Annotated in this window: 21 protein-coding genes and 2 tRNA genes; 15 read left to right on the top strand and 8 right to left on the bottom strand. The window is 47.3% G+C overall.

Features of this window, described 5'->3' with window-relative positions; genetic code table 11:
- The first annotated feature begins 35 nt into the window (after nucleotides 1–35).
- Genes C8R34_RS01615 through C8R34_RS01590 form a run of 6 tightly spaced genes read left to right on the top strand, consistent with a single transcriptional unit; the run spans nucleotide 36 to nucleotide 4787 of the window.
- Entirely contained in the window at nucleotides 36–1193 is a 1158-nt protein-coding gene (locus C8R34_RS01615; protein ID WP_110337191.1) for a cysteine desulfurase family protein, read from the top strand.
- Between the two features lie 13 nt (nucleotides 1194–1206).
- On the top strand, nucleotides 1207–1974 hold the full coding sequence (locus tag C8R34_RS01610) for a sugar phosphate nucleotidyltransferase (protein WP_110337189.1): 768 nt from the start codon (nucleotides 1207–1209) through the stop codon (nucleotides 1972–1974).
- A complete protein-coding gene (locus C8R34_RS01605; RefSeq protein ID WP_110337187.1) occupies nucleotides 1967–2431 on the top strand; it encodes an HIT family protein in 465 nt (154 codons plus the stop codon). The genes C8R34_RS01610 and C8R34_RS01605 overlap by 8 nt, the downstream gene beginning before the upstream one ends.
- Before the next feature lie 22 nt (nucleotides 2432–2453).
- Complete coding sequence (locus C8R34_RS01600; protein ID WP_110337185.1) at nucleotides 2454–3524, top strand: fatty acid desaturase; 1071 nt, start codon at nucleotides 2454–2456, stop codon at nucleotides 3522–3524.
- Nucleotides 3524–4261, top strand: coding sequence for a 2,3-diphosphoglycerate-dependent phosphoglycerate mutase (locus C8R34_RS01595; protein ID WP_110337183.1), 738 nt, complete (start codon nucleotides 3524–3526; stop codon nucleotides 4259–4261). The genes C8R34_RS01600 and C8R34_RS01595 overlap by 1 nt, the downstream gene beginning before the upstream one ends.
- Before the next feature lie 16 nt (nucleotides 4262–4277).
- Complete coding sequence (locus C8R34_RS01590; RefSeq protein ID WP_110337181.1) at nucleotides 4278–4787, top strand: DNA-deoxyinosine glycosylase; 510 nt, start codon at nucleotides 4278–4280, stop codon at nucleotides 4785–4787.
- A gap of 79 nt (nucleotides 4788–4866) precedes the next feature.
- On the opposite strand, the gene C8R34_RS01585 is transcribed toward C8R34_RS01590, so the two are convergent.
- On the bottom strand, nucleotides 4867–6138 hold the full coding sequence (locus tag C8R34_RS01585; RefSeq protein WP_110337179.1) for an OprO/OprP family phosphate-selective porin: 1272 nt from the start codon (nucleotides 6136–6138) through the stop codon (nucleotides 4867–4869).
- Between the two features lie 203 nt (nucleotides 6139–6341).
- Nucleotides 6342–6428: transfer RNA gene (locus tag C8R34_RS01580), tRNA-Leu, on the bottom strand.
- Nucleotides 6429–6536: 108 nt separating this feature from the next.
- Between C8R34_RS01580 and queA the strand changes: the two genes are divergently transcribed.
- From queA to secF, 5 genes are all read left to right on the top strand, one after another.
- A complete protein-coding gene (gene queA, locus C8R34_RS01575) occupies nucleotides 6537–7571 on the top strand; it encodes a tRNA preQ1(34) S-adenosylmethionine ribosyltransferase-isomerase QueA (protein WP_110337177.1) in 1035 nt (344 codons plus the stop codon).
- Nucleotides 7568–8653 carry a tRNA guanosine(34) transglycosylase Tgt gene (gene tgt, locus C8R34_RS01570; RefSeq protein WP_110337175.1) on the top strand — a complete coding sequence of 362 codons (1086 nt, stop codon included), beginning with the start codon at nucleotides 7568–7570 and terminating at the stop codon, nucleotides 8651–8653. Before queA ends, tgt begins: the two co-directional genes overlap by 4 nt.
- Before the next feature lie 53 nt (nucleotides 8654–8706).
- The gene (yajC, locus tag C8R34_RS01565) at nucleotides 8707–9165 is read left to right on the top strand and encodes a preprotein translocase subunit YajC (RefSeq protein ID WP_110337173.1); all 459 of its coding nucleotides are present in this window, start codon (nucleotides 8707–8709) and stop codon (nucleotides 9163–9165) included.
- Nucleotides 9166–9253: 88 nt separating this feature from the next.
- A complete protein-coding gene (gene secD / locus C8R34_RS01560; RefSeq protein ID WP_110337171.1) occupies nucleotides 9254–11323 on the top strand; it encodes a protein translocase subunit SecD in 2070 nt (689 codons plus the stop codon).
- Nucleotides 11324–11351: 28 nt separating this feature from the next.
- Complete coding sequence (gene secF, locus C8R34_RS01555; RefSeq protein WP_110337169.1) at nucleotides 11352–12290, top strand: protein translocase subunit SecF; 939 nt, start codon at nucleotides 11352–11354, stop codon at nucleotides 12288–12290.
- Between the two features lie 429 nt (nucleotides 12291–12719).
- Here the strand turns inward: secF and C8R34_RS01550 are convergent, their stop codons facing one another.
- On the bottom strand, nucleotides 12720–14369 hold the full coding sequence (locus tag C8R34_RS01550; RefSeq protein WP_110337452.1) for a hypothetical protein: 1650 nt from the start codon (nucleotides 14367–14369) through the stop codon (nucleotides 12720–12722).
- 76 nt (nucleotides 14370–14445) lie between these two features.
- Entirely contained in the window at nucleotides 14446–15585 is a 1140-nt protein-coding gene (locus C8R34_RS01545) for a Do family serine endopeptidase (protein ID WP_110337167.1), read from the bottom strand.
- A gap of 77 nt (nucleotides 15586–15662) precedes the next feature.
- On the opposite strand from C8R34_RS01545, the gene C8R34_RS01540 reads away from it, so the two are divergent.
- Nucleotides 15663–16409: a Nif3-like dinuclear metal center hexameric protein gene (locus tag C8R34_RS01540; protein WP_110337165.1), complete on the top strand. Its 747-nt coding sequence runs from the start codon at nucleotides 15663–15665 to the stop codon at nucleotides 16407–16409.
- Nucleotides 16410–16627: 218 nt separating this feature from the next.
- Nucleotides 16628–17818, top strand: coding sequence for a murein transglycosylase A (locus C8R34_RS01535; RefSeq protein WP_110337163.1), 1191 nt, complete (start codon nucleotides 16628–16630; stop codon nucleotides 17816–17818).
- Nucleotides 17819–18183: 365 nt separating this feature from the next.
- Here C8R34_RS01535 and C8R34_RS01525 read toward each other — a convergent pair whose 3' ends face one another.
- From C8R34_RS01525 to C8R34_RS01515, 3 genes are all read right to left on the bottom strand, one after another.
- The gene (locus C8R34_RS01525) at nucleotides 18184–19380 is read right to left on the bottom strand and encodes an HAF repeat-containing PEP-CTERM protein (RefSeq protein WP_110337161.1); all 1197 of its coding nucleotides are present in this window, start codon (nucleotides 19378–19380) and stop codon (nucleotides 18184–18186) included.
- Nucleotides 19381–19786: 406 nt separating this feature from the next.
- The gene (locus C8R34_RS01520; protein ID WP_110337159.1) at nucleotides 19787–20530 is read right to left on the bottom strand and encodes a DsbC family protein; all 744 of its coding nucleotides are present in this window, start codon (nucleotides 20528–20530) and stop codon (nucleotides 19787–19789) included.
- 26 nt (nucleotides 20531–20556) lie between these two features.
- Nucleotides 20557–21726, bottom strand: coding sequence for a UbiH/UbiF family hydroxylase (locus C8R34_RS01515; RefSeq protein ID WP_110337450.1), 1170 nt, complete (start codon nucleotides 21724–21726; stop codon nucleotides 20557–20559).
- Nucleotides 21727–21991: 265 nt separating this feature from the next.
- Here C8R34_RS01515 and C8R34_RS01510 point away from each other — a divergent pair.
- A tRNA-Met gene (locus C8R34_RS01510) sits at nucleotides 21992–22067 on the top strand.
- A gap of 132 nt (nucleotides 22068–22199) precedes the next feature.
- Here the strand turns inward: C8R34_RS01510 and C8R34_RS01505 are convergent.
- The gene (locus C8R34_RS01505) at nucleotides 22200–22529 is read right to left on the bottom strand and encodes a hypothetical protein (RefSeq protein ID WP_132467047.1); all 330 of its coding nucleotides are present in this window, start codon (nucleotides 22527–22529) and stop codon (nucleotides 22200–22202) included.
- Between the two features lie 288 nt (nucleotides 22530–22817).
- Here C8R34_RS01505 and C8R34_RS01495 point away from each other — a divergent pair, with 288 nt between their 5' ends.
- Nucleotides 22818–23444 (top strand): cell wall hydrolase, encoded by a 627-nt coding sequence (locus C8R34_RS01495; protein WP_110337154.1) that lies wholly within the window; start codon nucleotides 22818–22820, stop codon nucleotides 23442–23444.
- The last annotated feature ends 577 nt before the right edge of the window (nucleotides 23445–24021 follow it).

Below are 24021 nucleotides of genomic sequence, written 5' to 3'. Positions count from 1 at the left end.
TAAAATGACCCTCCACCGAATAACACCTTGTGCCCATGACCCTCGTATATTTCGACCACAACGCCACCACCCGTACTGATGATGCGGTGCTGGCAGCCATGCTGCCGTTTTTTCAGCAGGAATTCGGCAATGCATCCAGCCGCCATACTTATGGTATAACCGCCCGACGGGCAATTGATAAAGCGCGCAAACAAGTCGCTGATGCGGTGGGCGTGCAGCCGGTGCAGGTAATTTTCACCAGCGGCGGCTCGGAAGCCAATAACCTGTTTATTCGCGGTGCAGCGGATAGTTTGAAGCCGACGAATATTTTTATCAGCGCCATTGAGCACCCTTGCGTTCTGAAACCGGCACAAGCATTGACACGTCGCAGTTGTGATCAATGGGCAATGCAACAATTAGCCGTCAATCCATCAGGGCAAATTGATTTGAATGCTGCCGGCAATGCCATGCGCGAACATAAACCGGGTTTGGTTTCCGTCATGCTCGCCAATAATGAAACCGGTGTCATTCAGGATGTCGCCGGTATTGCTGACATGGCGCGATCGCACGGCGCTTATGTGCATACCGACGCCATCCAAGGGCTGGGGAAAATTCCGGTGGACTTTACGTCGCTTAAGGTACATGCCATGACGTTATCCGCGCACAAGATCTATGGCCCGAAAGGCGCGGCAGCTTTAATCGTGGACAAACGGTTGTTATTAAAACCGCTGATTTACGGTGGCGGACATGAAAACGGACTACGTTCCGGTACCGAGAATGTACCTGCGATTGTCGGCTTTGGCGCGGCCTGTGAGTTAGCGCAAACACGCATGACGGAAACAGCACGGCATGTCGCGCAATTGCGCGATCATCTGGAAAAGGAATTGGTTGCAATGGGCGCGGTAATTTTTGGCGCGAGTGCCGCGCGCATACCGAACACCTGTTATTTTGCGTTGCCGGACATTGAAGGCGATACCTTGGTGGTTAAACTGGACAAAGCCGGCTTTGCCGTCGCTGCGGGTGCCGCCTGTTCCAGCGTGAATCCGGGGCAAAGCCATGTGCTGGCTGCCATGCAAGTTGATCCGATGCTAGCGCGTGGTGCCGTGCGCGTCAGCCTGGGCGGCAACAACACCTTGGCGCAAGTCGAGGATTTCTTACGCGTAACGCAACACATTGTCACAGCATTGAAGCAAATCAGCAGTCTTTCCAGCTAAAACCAATCCACTCATGACGAAAAACACCAACACCACACCGCTCAAAGCCATCATTCTCAGTGCCGGACAAGGACGGCGGCTGCTACCATTGACCGAAAGTACACCCAAATGCTTGTTGCCGGTTTCTGATAAACCCGTACTGGCATGGCAAATTGATGCGCTGCTTGCAGCTGGTATCGAAGAAATTACGATTGTTGCAGGTTTCCAGGTAAATCTTATCGAAACGCTGTTACAACAGCAATACGCCAATCATCCCGCAATCAAAATACTGTTCAACCCTTTTTATGAAGTAGCGGATAATCTTGCCAGCTGCTGGATCGCACGCACTATGATGGACGGTGATTTTCTGCTGCTAAACGGCGATACCGTGATCGAATCCGCGCTGCTGAATAAGGTCTTGAATTCGGAATCCGCGCCCATTACACTCAGCGTGGATTATAAAAACGTTTATGATGCCGACGATATGAAAGTGCAACTGGACACGGATGGATGGGTACAGCAGGTCAGTAAAATCGTGCCGCCGCATCAGGTTGACGCGGAATCGATCGGCCTGATTTACTTTCGTGAACAAGGCCCGCAAATTTTCAGGAAAGCCGTGGAATCGGCACTGCGCCATCCGGCGGAATTAAAATCGTGGTATCTGTCGATTATTGATACACTGGCAAAGCAACACCTGGTCAATTCCTGTTCAGTCAAAGACTATCGCTGGTGTGAAATTGATTTTATTGAAGACTTGGCAAAAGCCGGCATGATTTTTAGTGACTCATCCCATCATGAATAAACCTGCGGCATCCCCGGAACCTCACAGCTTGAATGCCACCATGCGCAAATTTGGTGCGCCACAGACGATTATCCGGCAGTACCAATATTGGTCTGTGATGCTGCGCCCGGCGCAAGTGACGCTTGGTGCGCTGGTCTTGGCCGCCCACGAACCCGCCCAAGCCTTCTCAGAACTGAGTCTGGCAAGTTTTATCGAACTGCACGACATTACCCGGCATATTGAAGCGACGTTAGCGAAGGCCTTTCAAAACGACAAAATCAACTATTTGATGTTGATGATGGTTGATCCGGATGTGCATTTCCACGTGCTGCCGCGTTATGCGCAACCCAAGCAGTTTGCCGGTTTGGAATTCGTCGATGCGGGCTGGCCGGCCATGCCTAATTTGAGTCAAATCAATAAAACTGATGCGGCGATTAATGAGCACATTATGAATCACATTCAATCTTGCTGGTCTTAAGTAAAACAATGCGAGACAATACGTGACCGAAGAAAAACCACCTTACGTCAAAGAATTCCCGTTGCGGGAAGCTCATCATCTGGTACGCGACCTGATGACACCGAATCCGTGGATCTATTGGACTGATTTTTTGTTTCACATCACGCTGGGCTGGGCGGCCTTTTTCACGGCATTGTTCTCCCCGCCGTTTTCCCTGTGGCAGCTGGCGGGATTTATAGTCGCGGTACTGGCTCTGTATCGTTCGGCTATTTTTGTGCATGAATTAGCGCACTTAAAAAAAGGCACATTCAAAAACTTCCGACTGGCATGGAACGCCCTGTGCGGTATTCCGTTCATGATTCCGTCGTTTACTTATGATGGTGTGCATAATGACCATCACAAGCCGGATGTCTACGGCACCAATGCGGACGGCGAATATCTTCCCTTTGCAACACGCAGGCCTGCAGAAATGGTGGTTTATGTACTATTGTCTTTCCTCATACCCATTTTTCTGTTCATGCGATTCGTCGTGCTGACACCACTATCTTATTTGATTCCGCCGCTGCGCAAGATTGTCTGGGAACGCGCCTCGTCACTGACGATAGATCCTACTTACCGGCGCGCTGAAAATGCTATCCGCAACGATCTCAACTGGCACCAACAGGAAATCGCCGCCTGCCTGTTTGGCACAAGCATCATCGCTTTGGTCGTGCTGGGCGTGTTTCCTTATTCACTATTGGTGCTCTGGTACCTGATTGCAGTGACCGTTTTCATCCTCAACTCACTTCGCACGCTGGCTGCCCACGCCTATCGCAATCCCGGCGAGCACAAAATGACGCTGGCGGAACAATATCTGGATTCCATCAACATACCGGGCAATTTCCTCATCACACCGCTCTGGGCGCCGGTTGGGTTGCGTTACCACGCCACACATCATCTGTTCATGAGCATGCCCTATCATAATTTGGGTAAAGCGCAGCGTCGTCTGGTGAATGGCTTGACGGACAATACCCAATATCTGAAAACGCTACGCAACGGATTATGGGATGCGCTGACACACATCTGGCGCGAATCCTCTAAAGCTGCCAGCACTTCTGAACAGCACAACAACTAATGCTGAAAGCCATCCCATCGGCAGAACATCCCCAGCATAGCATCACAAAGCTTGTTTTATTGCGGCATGGACAAAGCATCTGGAATCGCGACAAGAAATTCACCGGCTGGAGCGATGTCCCGTTGAGCCCCAAAGGTGAGAAGGAAGCGGAACAAGCCGCGTATTTACTGAAGCAGGCAGGTTTCACGTTCGATCTATGCTTTTGCTCCACATTGCAGCGCGCCAGAACCACGGCACAGATCGTATTGTCCGCCATGCCTTTGAATATACCGGTAGTTGAGAGCTGGCGTTTGAATGAGCGTCATTATGGCGCACTGGAAGGCATGGAACGCTGGCCGGCCATCAAAAAATTCGGTATCTGGCCTATCCTGGGTTGTCAGATCAAGTTTGACGCAACCCCTCCCCATCTGACGACTGAAGATCCGCGTTTTCCCGGCAATCAATCCGGTTATGCCGGTATTGATAAAAATGAACTGCCGACCGGAGAGAGCATACAGAAAACCCTCGCGCGCGTCAGACCCTATTGGCAGGAAACCATACAGCCGGAAATACAACAAGGAAAGCACGTGCTCATCATTTCCCACCGAAACACCCTGCGCGTCCTGATGATGCTGTTGGATCAGCTCGCCCCCACACAAGTCATGCAATTAAAACTCGCTACCGGCCGGCCATTGGTATACGAATTGGATCAGCAACTCAGCTCCGTCCGGCATTATTACGTAGATGATCTGAAATAGCCTGCTCTGATTCAGCATGACAATCCTTTATAGTTTTGCGCCCGTTGCAGGCAATCATGCAAAAATTCTGATTCTCGGCAGCATGCCAGGCGCAGCCTCGCTGACCGTCAACCAGTATTACGCGCATTCCCGCAATGCCTTCTGGCCGATCATCGCACAACTGCTGCAAATCCACTCGGATGCACCCTACGAGGAAAAAATAGCAACACTGAAAGCGTCGTCCATCGCGCTTTGGGATGTGCTCAAATCCTGCAAACGCTCAGGCAGTCTGGACTCCAGCATCGAAACAGATACCCAGATCAGCAACGATTTTGAATCTTTTTTCGCCGCGCATAACAAAATTACGCATGTATTCTTTAACGGTGGAAAAGCGGAAGCCTGCTTTAAACGCTATGTGTTACCGAAAAATGACTTGCACTGGTTGAAACTTGTGCGGTTACCTTCAACCAGCCCGGCCAACGCGCGACTGTCATTGGATGACAAATGCAGAATCTGGCATGAGGCGATTCGCTTGGCGTTAAAATAACCGAATTGTTATATAGCGAATTATTTAGAGCTTCCCTAGTGATCTAAATCAATGGATTTATTCGGCAGCACATTTCATACTAAAAGTTAATTTGTATACGAGTACCAATAGCATTGGCATACTCTTTACCGCGAGAAGGTGTCGCAGATTGATCTGATTCCACTCGGATATAGTTCGTTATGACGCGCACATTTTCGCTCAAGTGCCAGTTTAACCCAATGGTTATATTACTTTTATCGTAATCCAATACACTTACACCTTTTGTGACATTGTTTTCGGCATAACGTACCGCGATTTCCCAAGCGCCAATATTATATCCTCCGCTAGATTTTCTTATGGGATTAATAGAACCAAAGATACCGTTCATTGAAATGTAGTTGCGTACTTCTCCGGTTAAAATCCAAACGCCTTGCACATACCAAGAATCATATTCAACTTTCGGAATTCCTTGTTCTGCATTCTTAAAGTTTCGCAAATATTCAAATTGCGCTGTAAAAGATCCTTTTCTTAGCGCAACTTCGGTTCCTACAAGCTGATTATAAAAACTTAAATTCTCAGAAGAACTGAAACGTGCTGCTTCCGCATTGGAAGTTCCGGCACCAGCTACTTCTGCTGGCGAAACTATTCCGAGCTGATCCCGATAAGCACTGGAAATTCCTAAATGAAGAATGGTGTCATCATTACGTATGGGAGTGTATGTGAATCGAGAACTCGCTCCCCAGTTATTGTGGAAATGAAAACCCTCAGTTATTCTACCGCCAAAAACACCCAGTCCGTAGGACCATGAATCACCGTGAGTATTTGCTAAAATCCCTAAGTGCATTGGCGGTAGAAGAGATGTCATTATAGAGCGTTCTAAGAATGGTATTTCTTGAGAGCTTGTATTCCATTCAAGACCAACTTTTTCCTGTTGGTTCCCCAATGTCAGACGTGTCTTGGGAATGCCTAGATAGCCTATATAAAAATACTGAAAACCACCAAGATTCAATGGACGAACCGCAACATCATACATGGCCATAATTTGCCAATTCTTGAGAAAAAGCATGTCTAATATCAATCGAGAACGACGAACACCTGATTCTTCATCAAGGATTGCTTTATTCGTATTCAAAGAAATACCATCAAATTGAAGTAACGCTCCAAATTTAGCTTGAAAATTCTTATCTGGTGTGGAGAAAAAAATGCCAGAGTCAAATCTGGAATCTAGGATATATTTTTTCGATTCCAACTCCTTTCCCGGTTTCTCCTCAAAATCCGGTTTCGCCGCATAAGGCGGTTTTTCCGCAAAAATATATTGCGCATATCCGAGAAAAAAAATTGAACCAACAAATACAACCAGAAAATACTTCATAACTATGCTATCTAGTTAGTTCGTATGCAGTGATGAAATAAAACCAAGCGATACTTGATCAATTTTCAACTCGCTTTGTTCTGCCTGACACACTGATTTTATGGAATCTGAGGTTTCGTAAAATAAAGAGACTAATCGTCCCGGGTTTTCTGGAAATAAGATGATTTGAGAAGAGGAGATGAGTCGGTACAGTTTCATGTTATTGGTGCCGGGAGGGGGAATCGAACCCCCATGAAGTCGCCTTCGCGGGATTTTGAGTCCCGTGCGTCTACCAATTCCGCCATCCCGGCTAGATTATCTGTTGATATTTGTTCCGCAGAAGGCGCAATTATCACTGAAAACCGCTAGCACAGCAAGCTGCATGGGCGGAAACATGTTGCGACGGTATAATAGTCGGCATGAAAACTCAGGATTTTGATTTTTACCTGCCCGCCGAACTGATCGCGCAACTCCCCGCCGAGCAGCGTACCGGTAGTCGTTTGCTTTATCTGGATAGTGTCAATGATTGCTGGCAGGATACGCTGTTTTCCGATCTGCCAAGTTATTTGCGTGCCGGAGATGTCATGGTGTTTAACGACACGCACGTGATCAAGGCTCGCTTGTTTGGCAAAAAAGACAGTGGGGGCAAAGTGGAAGTCATGGTAGAGCGAGTGCTGGATGACCACCATGTGTTAGCGGCTATTCGTGCGAGTCATGCACCTAAACCGGAGGCAAAGTTGCTGTTGGCTGGCGCAATTCCAGTGACTGTGGTCGCGCGCGAGCAGGAATTTTATACGCTACATTTTGAGCATGAAAAGACCGTCACGGAATTACTGGCGTGTTATGGTCAATTACCACTGCCTCCCTATATTACCCGACCGGCTACTGTTGCTGACGAAGCGCGTTATCAAACGGTCTACGCCAAGAATTCAGGGGCTGTTGCGGCGCCGACTGCCGGATTGCACTTCGATGTCGGCATGATGGAGCGGTTACGTGCCATGGGCATTATCATTGCTTACGTCACTTTACATGTCGGCGCAGGCACATTTCAGCCGGTACGGACTGAGAATATCACCGATCACGCCATGCATAGCGAAACCTACCACATACCGCAGGCCACTGTTGATGCAATCCGCCAGGCTAAAATGGCGGGCGGGCGCATTCTCGCCGTAGGCACAACATCATTGCGTGCGCTGGAAGCTTGTGTAGCGCTGCATCAGGGACAATTAGTTGCGGGTTTTGGAGATACGCGGATTTTTATTACGCCGGGCTATCGCTTCCAGGTTGTCGAGCGCTTATTAACCAACTTTCATTTACCTTGCTCGACATTGCTGATGCTGGTTTCAGCGTTTGCCGGTATGGAAAATATTCAGCGCGCTTATCACCACGCCGTGGCAGAACGCTATCGTTTTTTTAGTTATGGGGATGCCATGCTTATTGAGAGGAAGTCATGAAGTTTCAATTACATTCCACCGATAGTGCCGCTCGCCGCGGCACGTTGACTTTGGCTCACGGCACGGTCGAAACGCCGGTTTTCATGCCGGTGGGTACTTATGGCGCGGTTAAAAGCATGTCCCCAGCCGCACTGCAAGCAACGAACGCACAAATCATTTTGGGCAATACCTTTCACCTGTGGTTGCGGCCCGGGCTGGAAGTCATCCAGGCGCATGGCGGATTGCACAATTTCATGGGTTGGCGCGGACCGATATTAACCGACTCAGGCGGATTTCAGGTATATAGTTTGGGAGCGTTACGCAAAATCACCGAACAAGGTGTGCAATTCAAGTCGCCGGTGAATGGCGATAACTGTTTTTTGTCGCCGGAAGAATCAATGCACATTCAACGTACGCTCAATTCCGATATCGTGATGATATTTGATGAATGCACGCCCTATCCGGCGGATGAAACCGTTACCCGCACTTCCATGGAACTCAGCCTCCGATGGGCAGAACGATCCAAACTGGCGCACGGCGATAATGCCAATGCGTTGTTCGGTATTGTGCAGGGCGGTATGTATGAACATCTACGCAACCAATCGTTTGCCGGTTTAGCCCAAATCGGTTTTGACGGCTATGCCATCGGCGGACTCTCCGTCGGAGAACCCAAGGCTGACATGCAGCGTATCCTCAAACATACCGCGCCACTGTTGCCTGCGGATAAGCCGCGTTACTTGATGGGAGTGGGCACACCGGCAGATATTGTCAACGCAGTAGCGCAGGGGATTGACATGTTTGATTGTGTACTGCCGACACGCAATGCCCGCAACGGATGGCTGTATACACGCCATGGCATTATCAAATTGCGCAATAGTCAGTACCGCCTGGATACATCGCCACCCGATGAACAATGCGGCTGCTATACTTGCCGACATTTCAGCCGCGCTTATTTGCATCACTTGCAGCGCATCAACGAAATGCTCGGTGCGCAATTGAACACTGTGCATAATCTGTTCTATTACCAGCAACTGATGGCGGAAATTCGCATCGCCATAGAAAACCAGCAATTTGAAGAATATGCACAAGAATTTCAGGCATAAGCGGTCATCATGCTAATATGTGCTTTTTTTGATCAACGTTTCCGGAGAATTCTATGCTGATTAGTGACGCATTTGCTCAAGCTGCTGCGCCGGCGCAAGCTGGCCAAGAATGGTTGAGTCTATTACCGATGGTCGGAATACTCGTTATTTTTTATTTTCTGCTGATCCGCCCACAATCAAAACGCGCCAAAGAACATAAACAAATGGTGGAAGCACTGCAACGCGGTGACGAAGTGATCACTAACGGCGGCATATTGGGCTTGGTCGTTAATGTCAGTGAAGGTTATGTTATTGTTGAAATTGCATCGGGTGTAGAAATCACGTTACAAAGATCCTCAGTGCAGACCTTATTGCCTAAAGGAACACTGAAGAGCATTGAACCCAAAGGTGGAAAAACACCTAAAACCAAAATAGCAAAAACAACTGCTGCAGAAGGCAATTCAGCCGAAAGTGTCAGCGAAGCTTCAGAAAACAAAGATGCTGAAACCGAGAAAGCTGTCGAAAAGAAATAACCGTTCATGACACAAAGAAAAATTGCTATCGCCAGCATCTATCTTGCATGCTTTCTCACCCCCTATTATCTAATACCTAACTGATCTCATGAATCGCTACGCACTTTGGCAATACCTGATTATTGTGGTTTCGCTTGTTCTTGGACTGCTGTATACCCTACCCAATTTTTATGGCGAATCACCCGCAGTGCAGATCTCTCCATTGCGCACTTCCATGAATGCTGACAGCGCCTTGCTGCAGCGCGTCGAAGATGCATTGAAACAGGCCGATATCGCAACGAATGGCATCCTGTTGGAAGGAAACAGCATCAAAGCACGCTTTGCTGATACTGATGTACAAATCAAAGCGAAAGACCTGCTTGAATCAACTTTGGGTAATGATTATGTCGTTGCACTGAATCTATTGCCCAATTCTCCTGCATGGTTGAGCAATCTTGGCGCGTTGCCGATGTACCTGGGGCTTGATTTACGTGGCGGCGTGCATTTCATGCTGGAAGTGGATATGGATGGTGCGCTTGAGAAGTCACTGGATCGCTACAGCGCTGATATTCGCAATACGTTACGTGAACAAAAAATTTCCTATGCGGGACTTGAGAAACAAGGCAAAAAACTGATCCTGAAGTTTCGCGATAGTGAATCGCGCACAAAAGCACAAGCTGAGTTGAAATCAAATTACCCTGATCTCGGTTTCAGTGAAGAACAAGTCGATAACCGGTTTCACCTTGTGACTGTGATCAAGCCTGAAGCCCAAACACGCATGCAGGATTCAGCCGTGATGCAAAATATCACGACATTGCGCAATCGTGTAAACGAATTAGGTGTAGCTGAACCGATCATTCAGAAAGCCGGGGGGGATCGTGTCATTGTGCAATTGCCCGGTGTACAGGATACCGCCAAGGCCAAAGACATACTGGGACGAACCGCCACACTGGAAATACGCATGGTCGATGATGAGCGCGATCTTGATGCCGCGATGCGCGGCAAAGTGCCATTTGGTACCGAGCTTTATACGGAGCGTGGTGGTAGTCCGCTATTGGTTAAAAAACAGGTATTACTGACCGGTGAACGGATTACCGATGCCCAACCGGGTTTCGATAAAGATAATCAGCCGGCAGTGCATATCAATCTGGATGGCAGCGGCTCACGTATTTTCAAGCAATTGACGCGCGATAATGTCGGTAAACGAATGGCGATTCTTTTGATTGAAAAAAATAAAGCTGAAGTCGTTACTGCGCCGGTTATTCGTGAAGAAATAGGCGGCGGACGCGTGCAGATCAGCGGCCGCATGACCAATATAGAAGCGCGCGATGTGGCATTATTACTGCGTGCCGGCGCACTGGCTGCTCCCATGGGCATCATTGAAGAGCGCACAGTCGGTCCGAGCTTGGGTGCTGAGAATATTGCCCGAGGCTTTAATTCTACACTTTATGGATTTTTGGCTGTGGCCATCTTCGTCATGGTTTATTACACGGCGTTTGGTGCTATCTCAGTCATTGCCCTCGCTCTCAACGTATTACTGTTGGTGGGTCTATTATCTATTATACAAGCCACACTGACATTGCCTGGAATGGCTGCACTGGCACTGACTGTGGGCATGGCTATTGACGCGAATGTCCTGATTAATGAACGTATCCGAGATGAGTTGCGTGGGGGAGCTTCTCCGCAACTCGCTATTCACACTGGTTTTGAGCGCGCCTTTGGTACCATTGTGGATTCCAACATTACCACCTTAATTGCTGGCATTGCTCTGTTTGCTTTTGGCTCAGGCCCAGTTAAAGGATTTGCGGTAGTACTTTGCCTGGGTATTCTGACTTCAGTATTCACCGCAACTTTTGTAGCCAGAGGCATGGTAAACCTGGTATATGGTAGCCGTCGCAAGCTGGATCGCGTTCCTATTGGACAAGTATGGACACCCAAGCAAAGTCCGGTTATCGATAAAATCGTATCCGACAATGATGATATTAAGGCCGAGACTATAAAAAAAACTAAAGGGCCGATAAAAGAAGAAAATAGTGAGTCAGAGACTGTTGATTCAGTCAAAGCCGAAATCGACACAAGCCATCAGGCTGATAGCAACGCTCCGGTTAAACCCGATGAGAAGATTGTTGGTAAAGCAAAAAGTAAGCGCAAGTCATCGAGTGTTAAACAATCCAAGTAGTCAATAATCGGTTAATAAGGGCCTAACTATGGAATTTTTTAGATTTAATCGTGATATTCCTTTCATGAGCTGGAGACGGTCAGGAGCCGTCATTTCAATCGCAACATTTATTCTTTCTATTTTCTTTATTGCCACCAAAGGACTAAATTTTAATGTGGACTTCACAGGTGGAACTGTTCTGGAAGTCAGTTATAGTCAAACAGCTGATCTCGAGAAAGTAAGAAGTGTGCTGGCTAATCTCGAGATGTCTGATGCCAGCGTGCAAAACTTTGGTACTTCCCGGGATGTGTTGATACGGTTACCCATCAAACCGGAGACTTCCAGTGCACAGCTGTCTGAAGTCGTTCTGGACGCGCTTAGGCAAGCTGATCCTTCAGTAGAAATGAAACGTGTGGAATTTGTCGGCCCGCAGGTTGGTGAGGAATTACTTGAAAATGGCGCGCTAGCCTTGTTATTCGTTTCACTGGGCATAGTCGCTTACTTGGCCATACGGTTCGAGTGGAAATTTGGCGTAGCGGGCATCATCGCGAATTTGCACGATGTCGTTATCATCGTCGGTTGTTTTGCATTTTTTCAATGGGAATTCTCATTGACCGTATTAGCCGCTATATTGGCCATATTGGGTTATTCTGTTAATGAATCCGTAATTATTTTTGACCGTATTCGAGAAAATTTCCGCAAAATGCGGGGAGCATCGGTGACACGGGTAATCGATAATGCCATCACGCGGACTATGTCGCGTACAGTCATTACCCATGGCTGTACTCAAATGGTTGTGATCGCGATGCTGCTATTTGGTGGTGAGGTGCTGCACTATTTTGCATTGGCACTAACGATCGGGATTTTGTTTGGCATTTACTCTTCCATTATGGTTGGCAGCTCGATTATTATGCTATTGGGTGTGAAACGAGAGGATCTTGTTAGACTAGAGAAGAAACCGCTCGAGAATGACGGCGCTGTCGTGTAACCAAGTATCGCCAATTACCGAATACCTTTTCAGATTAGAAACCCAAACAAGATGTGCGGGTTTCGGTCTATCGTTTTATTTCACATGAAGTTTTTTCGTTATCCACAAATCCTGTGGATAAGTTTGTGAATAACCGTTTGGTATATGCAACTAATCTATGTATTTCTAAGGGCTTACTTAGGTTGCTTAAAAAGCTGACACTTTAATTATGTGTCACTTATCAGTCAGTTATATCCTACTCGCGGTTCGTTGGATGATTGATTGAGATAATTTTCACAATCTTCCTAGATTGTGGATTATTTGCAATGTCAAGTGAAAAATATAGGAATAATGTTCACTTCTGAGTGATTAAAGTAATTCCTGATTTTTTATAAATGCGAACGATGTGAGCTGTCTATAAATTGAAGGACCATCGGATGGGTAATCGAATTAAGCATTACGAAAACGCGAGTGTTTAACGATCAGAATCGTAATGAGCGGCAATACAAAACCAATGATGGTGACGGTAATCAATAAGTGTCCCAGCTCACTGTAATCCGCCGGTATTGTCACCTCACCGACAGCATCCTTTACTTCACGCTTCACTTCATACACTTGATTCAGATACTTGGTTCCCAATTGCGAAGCCGATAAAGCCAAATTGGTAAAAGACGCCATGACCGCAAAAAAGGTGGCTTTGAGTTTTTCTGGGGCGGAATTCGCAATCCAAGCCAACATCGGAATCATGGCAATCTGGCCCAACGGTGATTCCAACGCGGTGTCGATCAACACGATGAAACGCGCATCGACCACACCACCCGTCATTGCGGCGGTCCATTCATGCAGGCCGAAGTACATGCCGATGATGGGAAACGACAAGAAGGTGCCCACAATGGTCAGAAAACCGATGATATACGCAATGGAACGCTCCGCCATGAAGCGACGAAAAATGAACATGCCGAATAGCGTCAATATCGCACCCACTAAGGACAATATCGCGAGAAATTGTTGATCAAAGCCCAATGTGTCGATCATCCACCAAGTAGAACCGGCGCCAGGCCCGGGAATCGCACGAAAAACGAATATCAGCACGGCCGTACCGACCAGCACGTTGCGCGCGTCAGGCTCAAGTTCATCGGTCAGTCGCCACATCAGAAATACGACAATAGCCATGGAGATCCCGAAAACAATCTCTTCTCCACCCGATATACGGCTTACGCCGACACCCAATGATATGACCGTAAAAACCAATCCGCCACCCAGAATCCACCAGTTAATCGCAGGTGATTCTGCGTGCATGCCGAGCAATGTATCGACTTCTTGTCGGCTGTACCCCTGTGCCAAAAAACGCTTGCGTTCACGCCGCTGCAACCAGGCGGCAAAGACCACACCAAAAATCGATATGAGCGGAATAATCAAAGCCAGCTCATAGACCAGCAAATACACCGCTTCTTTCTCAGCTTCCGGCAATGTTCCCGCGTCACGCAATAAAAAAACATTGGCCACGGACACCAGCACCCCGCCGCCGATGATGGCAACACGTCCCAAAGTTTGCATGGTGACATGCATGAGTTTGCGTTTTTCCGTATCCAGCTTCTGGCCATCCTCGTCGACACGCGGTACTGCTTCAACGGTCATCGCATCCGCCACCACATCTTGCAACACATAACCGATCGGCGCGAGCAGGGCTGATAGCACATACCAAGTTTCAATCGATGCCATAGCTGCCATCGCTTCGGTATGTCCAAGCAATCCGATCATGATGAGTAAGCTCAACATGATCAAACTGGCACCCAAATACACCATCAGACCTTTCCAGCGCCATACCAGATCAACCAGATGACCCAATGGCATTTTTAGCGCCCACGGCAACATCATCCAGAATCCCAGCATTGCCAGAAATTCGGCGGAAAGCCCCAGCTTTTCTTTGACGTAGAACGTGCCCACAATGCCCGTCAGACCAGAAATACCTGCGGCGACATAAACCATAAGTGGTGGCAGATAAGACAGTCGCATTTCCCGCCCTAATGCAAGAATATTGGCGCTAAACCACTGAGCAATCACGGATAGAAATCCGTTGGATAGTAGTAGATTCTTCATCATTAATTCACGCCATCTCCAACAAAACGCTCGCAATTATTCAAATTATCAATTAGTTGATTCAAAGTTGGATTGCTCACTTCTGCCTGGGACGCACGCCCACTTTAATCGGAATGAATTTTTCCTGCTTACTGCGAATCACGGTCACTGTTACTGTGTCTCCGGGCGGTAATGCCGCCACCAAATTCAACAGCTCCGATGAGCTTTTAACCGGCTTGCCTTCCACAGCAATCAAGATATCGCCAGGTTTGATACCTGCTTGATCTGCCGGGCCATCTTTAAGCACACCGGCGATCAGAGACCCCGTTAAATTGTCCATACCGAATGACTCGGCCAGATCCTGCGTCATATCCTGCATACTGACACCCAGCCAACCGCGGATCACGCTGCCGGACTGAATGATTTGCTCCATAATCTGTTTGGCCACATGGGTGGGAATGGCAAAACCAATGCCCAGTGAACCGCCGGTACGAGAATAAATTGCCGTATTGATGCCAATCAAGTTGCCTGATGTATCCGTCAATGCACCACCGGAATTACCCGGATTAACCGCTGCATCGGTTTGAATGAAATTTTCAAAGGTATTGATTCCCACCCGGCTTCTACTCAGCGCACTCACTATTCCCATAGTAACACTTTGCCCGACGCCAAACGGATTGCCGACTGCCAGCACAACGTCGCCGACTTTAACTTGTTGTGATTGACCAAACGTAATCGCCGGCAGATCATCTAACTTAACTTTCAACACCGCCAAGTCGGACTCAGGATCCGAGCCGATCATGGTGGCTTTGGCTTTCCTGCCATCGACCAATGCCACCTCCACTTCATCTGCCGCTTCTATCACATGATGATTCGTCAATATATAACCATTCGGACTGACAATGACACCGGAACCCAAACTTGATGTGCGTCGCGGCCGCATTTCAGGCTGCTCGCCAAAGAATTTGCGCAATGCGGGATCGTTCAACAGCGGATTCGAAGGTTCGCTGATTTCCTTGCTGGTAAATATATTAACCACCGAGGGCATGGCGACTTCAGCCGCCTTGGCATAACTGTCGGGCCTTTCGGTGTCGACCGCCGGCGCAACTTCCTTAACCGTCACGATTTCCCCGCGCGGCTTCCAGGGCAATAATTCCGGCCGCAATGTGGAAATTACAAAAAAAATAGCCAGCAATACTGTCGCAGTTTGTGCAAAAATCAACCAAAGTCTGTACATGAAAACGTTTTACTCCCCAATTAGAATGGCTGCGGTAATATCACTTATTGAATAGCCTAGAATCAAAGGAAAGATCTATGCATCGAGATGAACTTGAGAACCATCTAAATCAATTACTGGAAATATCCCGCTTTCATGATTATTGCCCAAATGGCTTACAAGTGGAAGGGCATCATACCATTCACACCCTCGTCAGTGGTGTCACCGCCTCACTTGATCTGCTGCAAGCGGCAATAACGGCCAAGGCGGATGCCATTCTGGTTCATCATGGTTATTTCTGGCGCGGCGAAGATATGCGCATCACCGGTATAAAAAGCCGTCGTATTGCGTTGCTAATGACCCATGCCATCAATTTATTTGCCTATCACCTGCCGCTCGATGTGCATCCGCAGTTTGGTAATAATGCGTTGCTAGGAAAAAAATTGGGACTGGTTGAAACAGGCCGTTTTGGCGACCAGGATATTGTCGTTCAGGGAGAATTCACCCAAGCAACCACACTGGGCGCATTGGGTGAAAAAATATCACGGACTTTGTTACGCAAACCCATGATGATCGGTGATCGAAACAAAAGCATTTGCCGCATTGCGTGGTGTACCGGTGCTGCGCAAAGCTATTTTGAAGCAGCGATCCGACAAGGGGTTGACGCATTTATTACCGGTGAAATCTCAGAACAATCGGTACACGCTGCGCGTGAATCCGGTGTTGCATTCATCGCTGCGGGGCATCACGCCACCGAACGCTACGGCGTACAAGCACTGGGAGATCACATTGCACAAAAATTCGGCATCCGGCACCAGTTTATCGATATCGACAACCCAGTGTGATGTCATGGTTCAACATTGACGCTACACGATATAATGACAGGCAGATGCTATTTTAGTCTTTGTCCTCATCATCCTTCTTTTTCTTACCCGCGAACATGGTCCACCAGATAATAAAAAACAATAAAACCAATACCACTGCCGCTTCAACTGCAAGTAACCACATAATTTAAGATTGCCGTAAAATTAAAAAATTAAGCTGCCACTTTAACCAATATTCAATGAAAAACCAATTAAGTTTTATTCTGATCATTCTGATTTCGCTGCTAACCGCATGTTCTACCGGCACAATCAGCCCCACGCCGGCACCCGATCAACCCGCTGAAACCGTCACGCCGCCACCGCCTGAAAAATCGACCAAGAAATCAATCCATAAACGTGCACAATGGTCTGCTCTGACCGATTGGGCAAATGATGATCTGTTACCCGCGTGGCAGGCTTTCTTGAAAAGCTGCACGGTTTTGAGCAAGCAAACGCTGTGGCAGAAAACCTGCGGAGCCGCCGCATCGTTGCAAAAACCCACCAACGCAGCATTGAGAAATTTCTTTGAAACCTACCTCATTCCTTACCAGGTCATCAATATCGATAACTCTGAAGAAGGATTGATTACAGGGTATTACGAACCCTTGCTCAAAGGCAGCCGTAAACCTTCAAAACGCTATCGTCACCCGATTTATGCCGCCCCCAATGAACTTCTGACCATCGATCTGAGCGCAGCCTATCCGGAACTGAAAGATCTGCGTTTACGGGGCCGCTTGAATGGACGCAAGATTGTCCCCTATTATACTCGTGCAGAAATCATGAATAACCCGAGCATACTGAATGGTTATGAATTCTTGTGGGTAGAAGACGAAGTGGAATTGTTTTTCCTGCATGTTCAAGGATCAGGGCGAATCGTTTTCGATAATGGCGAAGTGATGAAAATCGGTTTCGCCGATCAAAATGGCCACCCATACAACTCGATTGGCAAAGTATTGGTGCAGCGCGGTGAATTGGCCCTGGAACAAGCATCGATGCAGGGAATCAAGCAATGGGGCCAGAAAAACCCAACCAAGCTGCCCGAATTACTGCAACAAAACGCGCGCTACGTATTTTTCCGTGAATTACCCGCCGACTTGTCGGGACCCATCGGTGCCATGGGTGTGCCGCTGACGGCTGGCAGAAGTATCGCCATCGACCCACTGTCAATCCCGCAAGGCGCGCCGGTATTCCTGGCAACCACCTGGCCCAACACTCACAAACCGCTCAATCGTCTGATGGTGGCACAGGATGTCGGCAGTGCCATCAAAGGCGGAGTACGCGCCGATTTCTTTTGGGGATTCGGTCAGGAAGCCGGCAGCCAGGCAGGCAAAATGAAGCAATCCGGAAAAATGTGGATACTGATGCCGCACGACTATGCGGCGCCTGATTGATGCGACAATAAAATGGCCTGTTGCAAGAATGCAGCAGGCCATTTAAAACTAGACAGGAAAGCTTATATGAAAGCGCAATCCAGAAACATCTGCAGTCATCAAGAATCAAGTCACTGATCCGCTTTTCACGTCAAAAAAACTTCAGAATATCTAGACGTTTCTCAAGAGACTTTGTCTGCTTGGTGTTGTGTGGGGTTACAACACTCCATTTATAAAAGTTGGCCACTTAGTTAAATATCGGAAAAACTCGCTAGATGCTTTTCTTGATCAGCGTACTCATGGCGCAGAGATGCGACCAATGCCAACGAAAGAAAACACCCTGCGTTCGATAGCCTAAGCTTATATCTTTTCTACTATCACTGATGTTAAGCATTTTGTTTTCTGCGATATATCATAAGCCTGATCAAACCTAAACCAGCCAGCAGCATCATGTAGGTTTCGGGTTCGGGGATGGGAGGAGGAGGAGGAGGAGGGGGAGGAGGGGGCGGCGGTATAATAACTGGCGGCGGAATAAATATAGGACTAGGGGTAAATACAGTATCGAGGGTATACGACAGCAAGAATGGTTCAAAAATACCATGACTATTTACCCCGGTTCCGGCGATCTGCCCATTGTTGTTAATGTCTGCGACAGAAATACTAGTCCATCCCGCATTGACGACTACATCCAATAGTGAAAGATCGGTGATACCACCATGGCTATAGAGAAAGGCATGCCAGTCACCATCAGCTGTCTCAGCCGTCCCCACTGCCTCTCCAGAATTATTGATGCCCTGGGCGCTGCTTTCTGATCCACCTAAAGTGCCTAGCTCGATCATATCGGTGCCATCGGGACCCGTAATGAATGCACGGAAATCTCCACTGGTAGAGTTCACAAACGCTCCTCCCACTTGTCCGTTGTCATTGATATCAGAAGCAAAGGCTTGTGATCCATCCAAGGTAGCTAAATAGGTCATTCCTATCCCGTCAGGACCTGTGATAAAAGCGCGAAAAGCGTAGTCATTTATTCCCACCACCTGCCCAGAATTATTAATAGCAAGAGCTTGACTGTAATCCGCCCCTTCCAGAGTACCCAAATCGGTTATACCAACACCGTTAGAGCCCGTGATGAAGGCGTGTTCTCCCACGTCATTCAGGGTATCAGAGCTTCCTACCACTTGCCCGGAATTGTTGATACCATAGGGTAGGGTTTGAGATCCACCAAAGGTACCCAATTCGGTTATGCCGATGCCATTACTGCCTGTTATGAAAGCATGACCTTCAGCCCATCCCACTACCTGCCCGGAATTGTTGATATCAGAAGCAATGCTATAGTTTGTTCCTCCGCTCACCAACGTGTGCAGATCAGTCATACCTACCCCGTTAGGTCCCGTCATAAAAGCATGTTGTTCATCATTGAGGATTCCGGAACTTCCCACCACCTGTCCGGAATCGTTGAGACCCGCGACTTCACTGTATGACCCACCAAAATTGCCCAAACCCATAATTGACCAATTAGCATTTGCCGCCACAGGCATTGACAGCGCCACTGCAATCAAAACCCTTTTTAATAATTTATTCATATTTTCCTCAGATATTTGTTTAATCTCTAAGAAAATGTGCCCAGCTCAAAAGAAATGACCTCGCTTGCTTGGACAATTTTTCGGATATTTTAAGTAGAAATCTTGTGTTAATGCTCGCCCTGTTTTTTGCATTGCAAGCAGGTTATCGAAGTAGAGCTCATTTGGTTTTTTTCGTCAAGTACTTATCACCCTTGATCGCAGCCATTGCCCTTTGACCTTGAATCCCGCTGCATGATTCCTTCTCGTCCTTCTCATACTCTCGCTCCTCTTCTGCCATCTATTACATGACCTGGGTTGAGCAAGATTACCACTTATCCGACTGTTCTAATTTTGCGAGGATTACTTCTATAAAAAAGCCTGCTGAGTTTATTCAGCAGGCTTTTTCGAACTGGCGCAGTGTAGAATTTTATTTCTTAGCTTTCCCCTTTGTATCCGAGTCACTTGCACTGCTTAGCTTTTCTTCGATGACAGCAGCGGGAATCATGCCGCCGACCACCGAACCATCGGCAAAAATCAATGTGGGTGTTCCCGATACTTTGTTTTCACGGCCTGATTTCACCAGAGCCTCCAGCGGCGTTTCGCAATCCTTACCGGTAGGTGCGACACCTTTCAACATAAAATCATCCCACGCCTTGATTTGATTGCTGGAGCACCAGATTTTCTTGGATAGCTCCATTGATCCATTGAGCACCGGGTACAACAAGGTATAAATGGTCACATTGGTAATATTCACCAGTTCTTTTTCCAATTGCTTGCAGTACGGACAATTAGGATCGGTAAAAATCGCCACCTGACGTGTGCCGTCCCCCTTCACGATCTTGATCGCCGATTGCAGCGGCAAGGAATCCAGCGAAACGCGACGTGCCGCCTTGATCTCTTGAATGCGTTCATTGGTTACACTGGTGCGGTTTTTGGTATCAACGATATGACCAAAGAAGAAATAGCTGACTTTGTCGTCGGTATAAAACAATTCTTCGCCTACAATCACCTCATACAACCCCAAATAAGGCGTTTTCTTCACGCTATCAATTTTATGACCTTCGAAATGCGGTTGAACAGCCTTTCTCACCGTTTCCTCGTCTGCCCACGCTGCTGCAGAAAAAAAACTTAAGACCAGGATTGTAATGAAAAACCTCAAGCGTATCGCCATGACGACTCCAGTTTAAAAAATAAAATTTAATTCAACGCGTGCTGCATCAATCGATTCTTAATCAATGGCAAGTGATTGGTTACTTCAAGCCCCAGATTGCGCAAGCGGGCGAGTGTCGGATTTGAATTGTTGAATAATTTTTGCAAACCATCCGTTACGAGTTCCAATGCCAGAATATCTTCTTTTCGCGCCAATTCATAACGCCGCAACAACATAAAATCACCACAGTCCGTTTGCATGCCGCGTGCATTGAGGATTGCCGCAAGTTCTCGCGTATCGCGCAAACCCAAATTGACCCCCTGACCGGCAAGCGGATGAATACCGTGCGCTGCATCACCGATCAACACCAAGCGTGGCTTAACCAATTGATTCACATGCACGAAATTTAATGGAAAACCCACCGGCGGCGTTATCAGTTGCAGTGCGTCCAAGGCATAGGAAGAGGCTTCTTCCACGCACCGGCAAAGTTCTTCCGCCGGTAAATTACGCAGCACATCCGCATGCTGCTCCGTGGTAGACCACACCATCGACACCCGCCTGTCCGGTAGCGGCAACAACGCCAGCACGCCATCCCGCCTAAACCACTGATAAGCGATATGACGATGCGATAATTCCGCGCTAAAATTGGCGACCACGCCAATCTGGTGGTACGCACGCCGCGATTCCTCGATATCCGCTTGCTTGCGCACCCAGGAATTCACGCCATCCGCACCCACCACCAGTGACGCTTCAAGCCGGCTTCCATCTTCCAACTGCACTTCGACACATGATTCCTGCCATGCCAACGAAACGCATTTTGCAGGACAGAGGATTTGTATATTTTCGTTGGAAGATTTGAGCGCTTCCCAGACTGCTGCTTGCAACTGGCGGTTTTCAGCGATAAAAGCCAACTCGGACAGGCCAATCTCATACGCGCTGAAATTAATATGCGCGCTATTGTCATCGCCGAACACCGCCATTTCATAAACCGGCGCCACACGCTCGTCAGCCAATCGCTGCCAGATTCCCAGGCTTTGCAAGAAAACCGCACTCCCAGGACTTATCGCATACACTCGGCTATCCCAACTTGCATCTTGCGGCAATGGCGCAGCCTCATGCGGCTCTATCAATGCTATTTTCAGGCCGCTATCTTTCAGTGCAGCTACCAAGCTTGCACCAACGAGTCCGCCGCCGATCACGATAATATCGAATTTCATGAGGCTGATTATACAGCCGCTTTGTAATGGACGGGTAATACAAACTGCATCCCTCCGTGAATATGCTGCTTGATTCATTGTATGATGAACCGGATAATCCGGGTGTTCTTGCTTAATAAGTATTCATTCTGAGCACCCATTCAGCGCACCAACAAGCATCGCCCAATCCCATGAATACACGCATAAACCCTTGTCAATTCACATTTTTGATCTTGACAAGCCATCCCCCCAAAGGCAAAATGCTGCCTCTTGCGATATAGCGCATGGCGAATTAGCTCAGTGGTTAGAGCAGCGGAATCATAATCCGTTGGTCCCCAGTTCGAATCTGGGATTCGCTACCAATAAAAACAGAGGATTAGCTTAAAATGCTAATCCTTTTTTATTCCCCGTGCCACATTACAAAAAACAACGCGCAATAAAAAAGCCCGCATCCAAAGAATGCCGGGCGATTTTTAAGTTTAGTTGTTGCCGAACTAATTGTGCTGAGATTGACTATCGTCCTGTTTATTATCAGGATGATTAGGTTTATTTCCAGAGTGGATTACTTTGATTTTAACCTCTAAATCATCCATTCTTCTATCCGCTGCTTTATTACATGTCTTTAAGGCTTCAAAATCTTTCGCCTTTTGTATGCAGTCAATCCGCCCTTCCGATATATGTATTCTTTCTTTTGCATTTGCAATCTCACGATTTCTTTCAGTTATGAAGTTAGGATCCTGATCAGTAGCAGCCATTATCGGTGAAGAAAAGATTAGGCATGCCGCCAGTATCGCTAATAAAAAATTAAATAGTTTCATTTTCATTTTTTCCTTATATTAAGTTTACTTATTCGTTTACCTACTTGCCTGAGATATCAATACTGCCCATTTTTTTCAAACTCATCTGTACACTACCGAACATTGCTTTAATTTTGATTGCAAGATAGATATAAAAACACCATACGAACGAACGGACTCTAAAAGCTAATGAGCAGTATCCTAGGTCGATTCTCCTATTTAATTTCTTTCTATAAGAAAGTAGGATTGCTAAAACCATAAGAATGAGTTTCATCGATTTTCTTAATAAACAATTAAAATTTAAAAAGCTAAAATATGAAAAAAACTACTCAAGTTCTGCTTTGCTGCATAACCGCATCGTTTCTAATTTCATCAGCAGCTGCGGATGATCAGGCCAAAAAGGCAGATATTGCAAAAGAAAAAGCTGAGATTCTGGAAGAGAAAGCTGCGTCTGAAGGAAGCAAAACACCCCCTTCTCCCGCCCAGTTAATTACAAAACCACAAGTTCAGGCCGTCGATCCAACAGGCGATGAGCCTATGGAAGATGCGATTACTTGCCTTGCGCGCACTATTTACTGGGAAGCAAGGGGGATGAGCATTACAGGAATGGAAGTAGTAGCAAACGTTGTGATGAATCGAGTGGGTCATGAGGGATTTCCCGAAACTGTATGTGGCGTAGTTAAACAAGGTCAAGAGAAAGGTGCTTGTCAATTTTCGTGGTGGTGTGACGGTCGTCCGGACGATGCAAAAGAAGATGAGTCCTATGCGACTGCCAAGGATATAACCCGAAAGGCTCTAAATCGTCAGCTCAAAGACAGAACAAATGGCGCCTTATATTTTCACCATCGAGAAGTAACCCCGTCTTGGTCTAAAGAGTATATGAAGACGGTTCAAGTTGAAGAATTTCTTTTCTATAAACCAGCTGCCGGAAAAGCTAAGTAGGCAAATTATTTACCGATCAGCAAACATTGCTGACAGCTGCTTCAGATTGTGAGGGTTCAATATTTTGGCATGCTGATAATAAAAAAACCAGCACCGGAAGAGCGCTGGCGTAAGAGGAGTAAGAGTAAGAAGTTAAAACAACCATCCGACTATGCATTGATGCACTGGTTGATGCGGTTATAGAATCAAAGAAGGGAGAGTTGATTCACTCTTTAAGAGTGATTGGGTCTTCATTGGTTCCCCTCAATTTTGATTTCTTGGTTGTCTTCTGTGGACAACCCTCTGTCTGGAGTTTGGGTTTCAATCCTCGCCCGGCTTTAGGGCCGGGCGCTACGACCTACAACGCTGGTATCTAACTGAGTACCAGCGTTTCAATCCTTGAGGTATGCTGATTTTCATGGAGTCTGAAGTTTCATAAAATGAAGACATGAAATGGAGGATGAAAATGGAATTACCCCGCACACAATATAGCCAGGAATTTTGGAAGGAATCAGTTAAGTTTTTCAAAGAAAGTGGATTGACTCTGGTTGAAACTGCAAAACGTCTGTCATTACCCAAGGGGACACTCAAGAACTGG

Source organism: Nitrosomonas sp. Nm84 (genome assembly GCF_003201565.1).
GTDB lineage: Bacteria > Pseudomonadota > Gammaproteobacteria > Burkholderiales > Nitrosomonadaceae > Nitrosomonas.
Note: the sequence above shows the minus strand (reverse complement) of the source record. Positions and strands in the feature narration are given on the sequence as shown.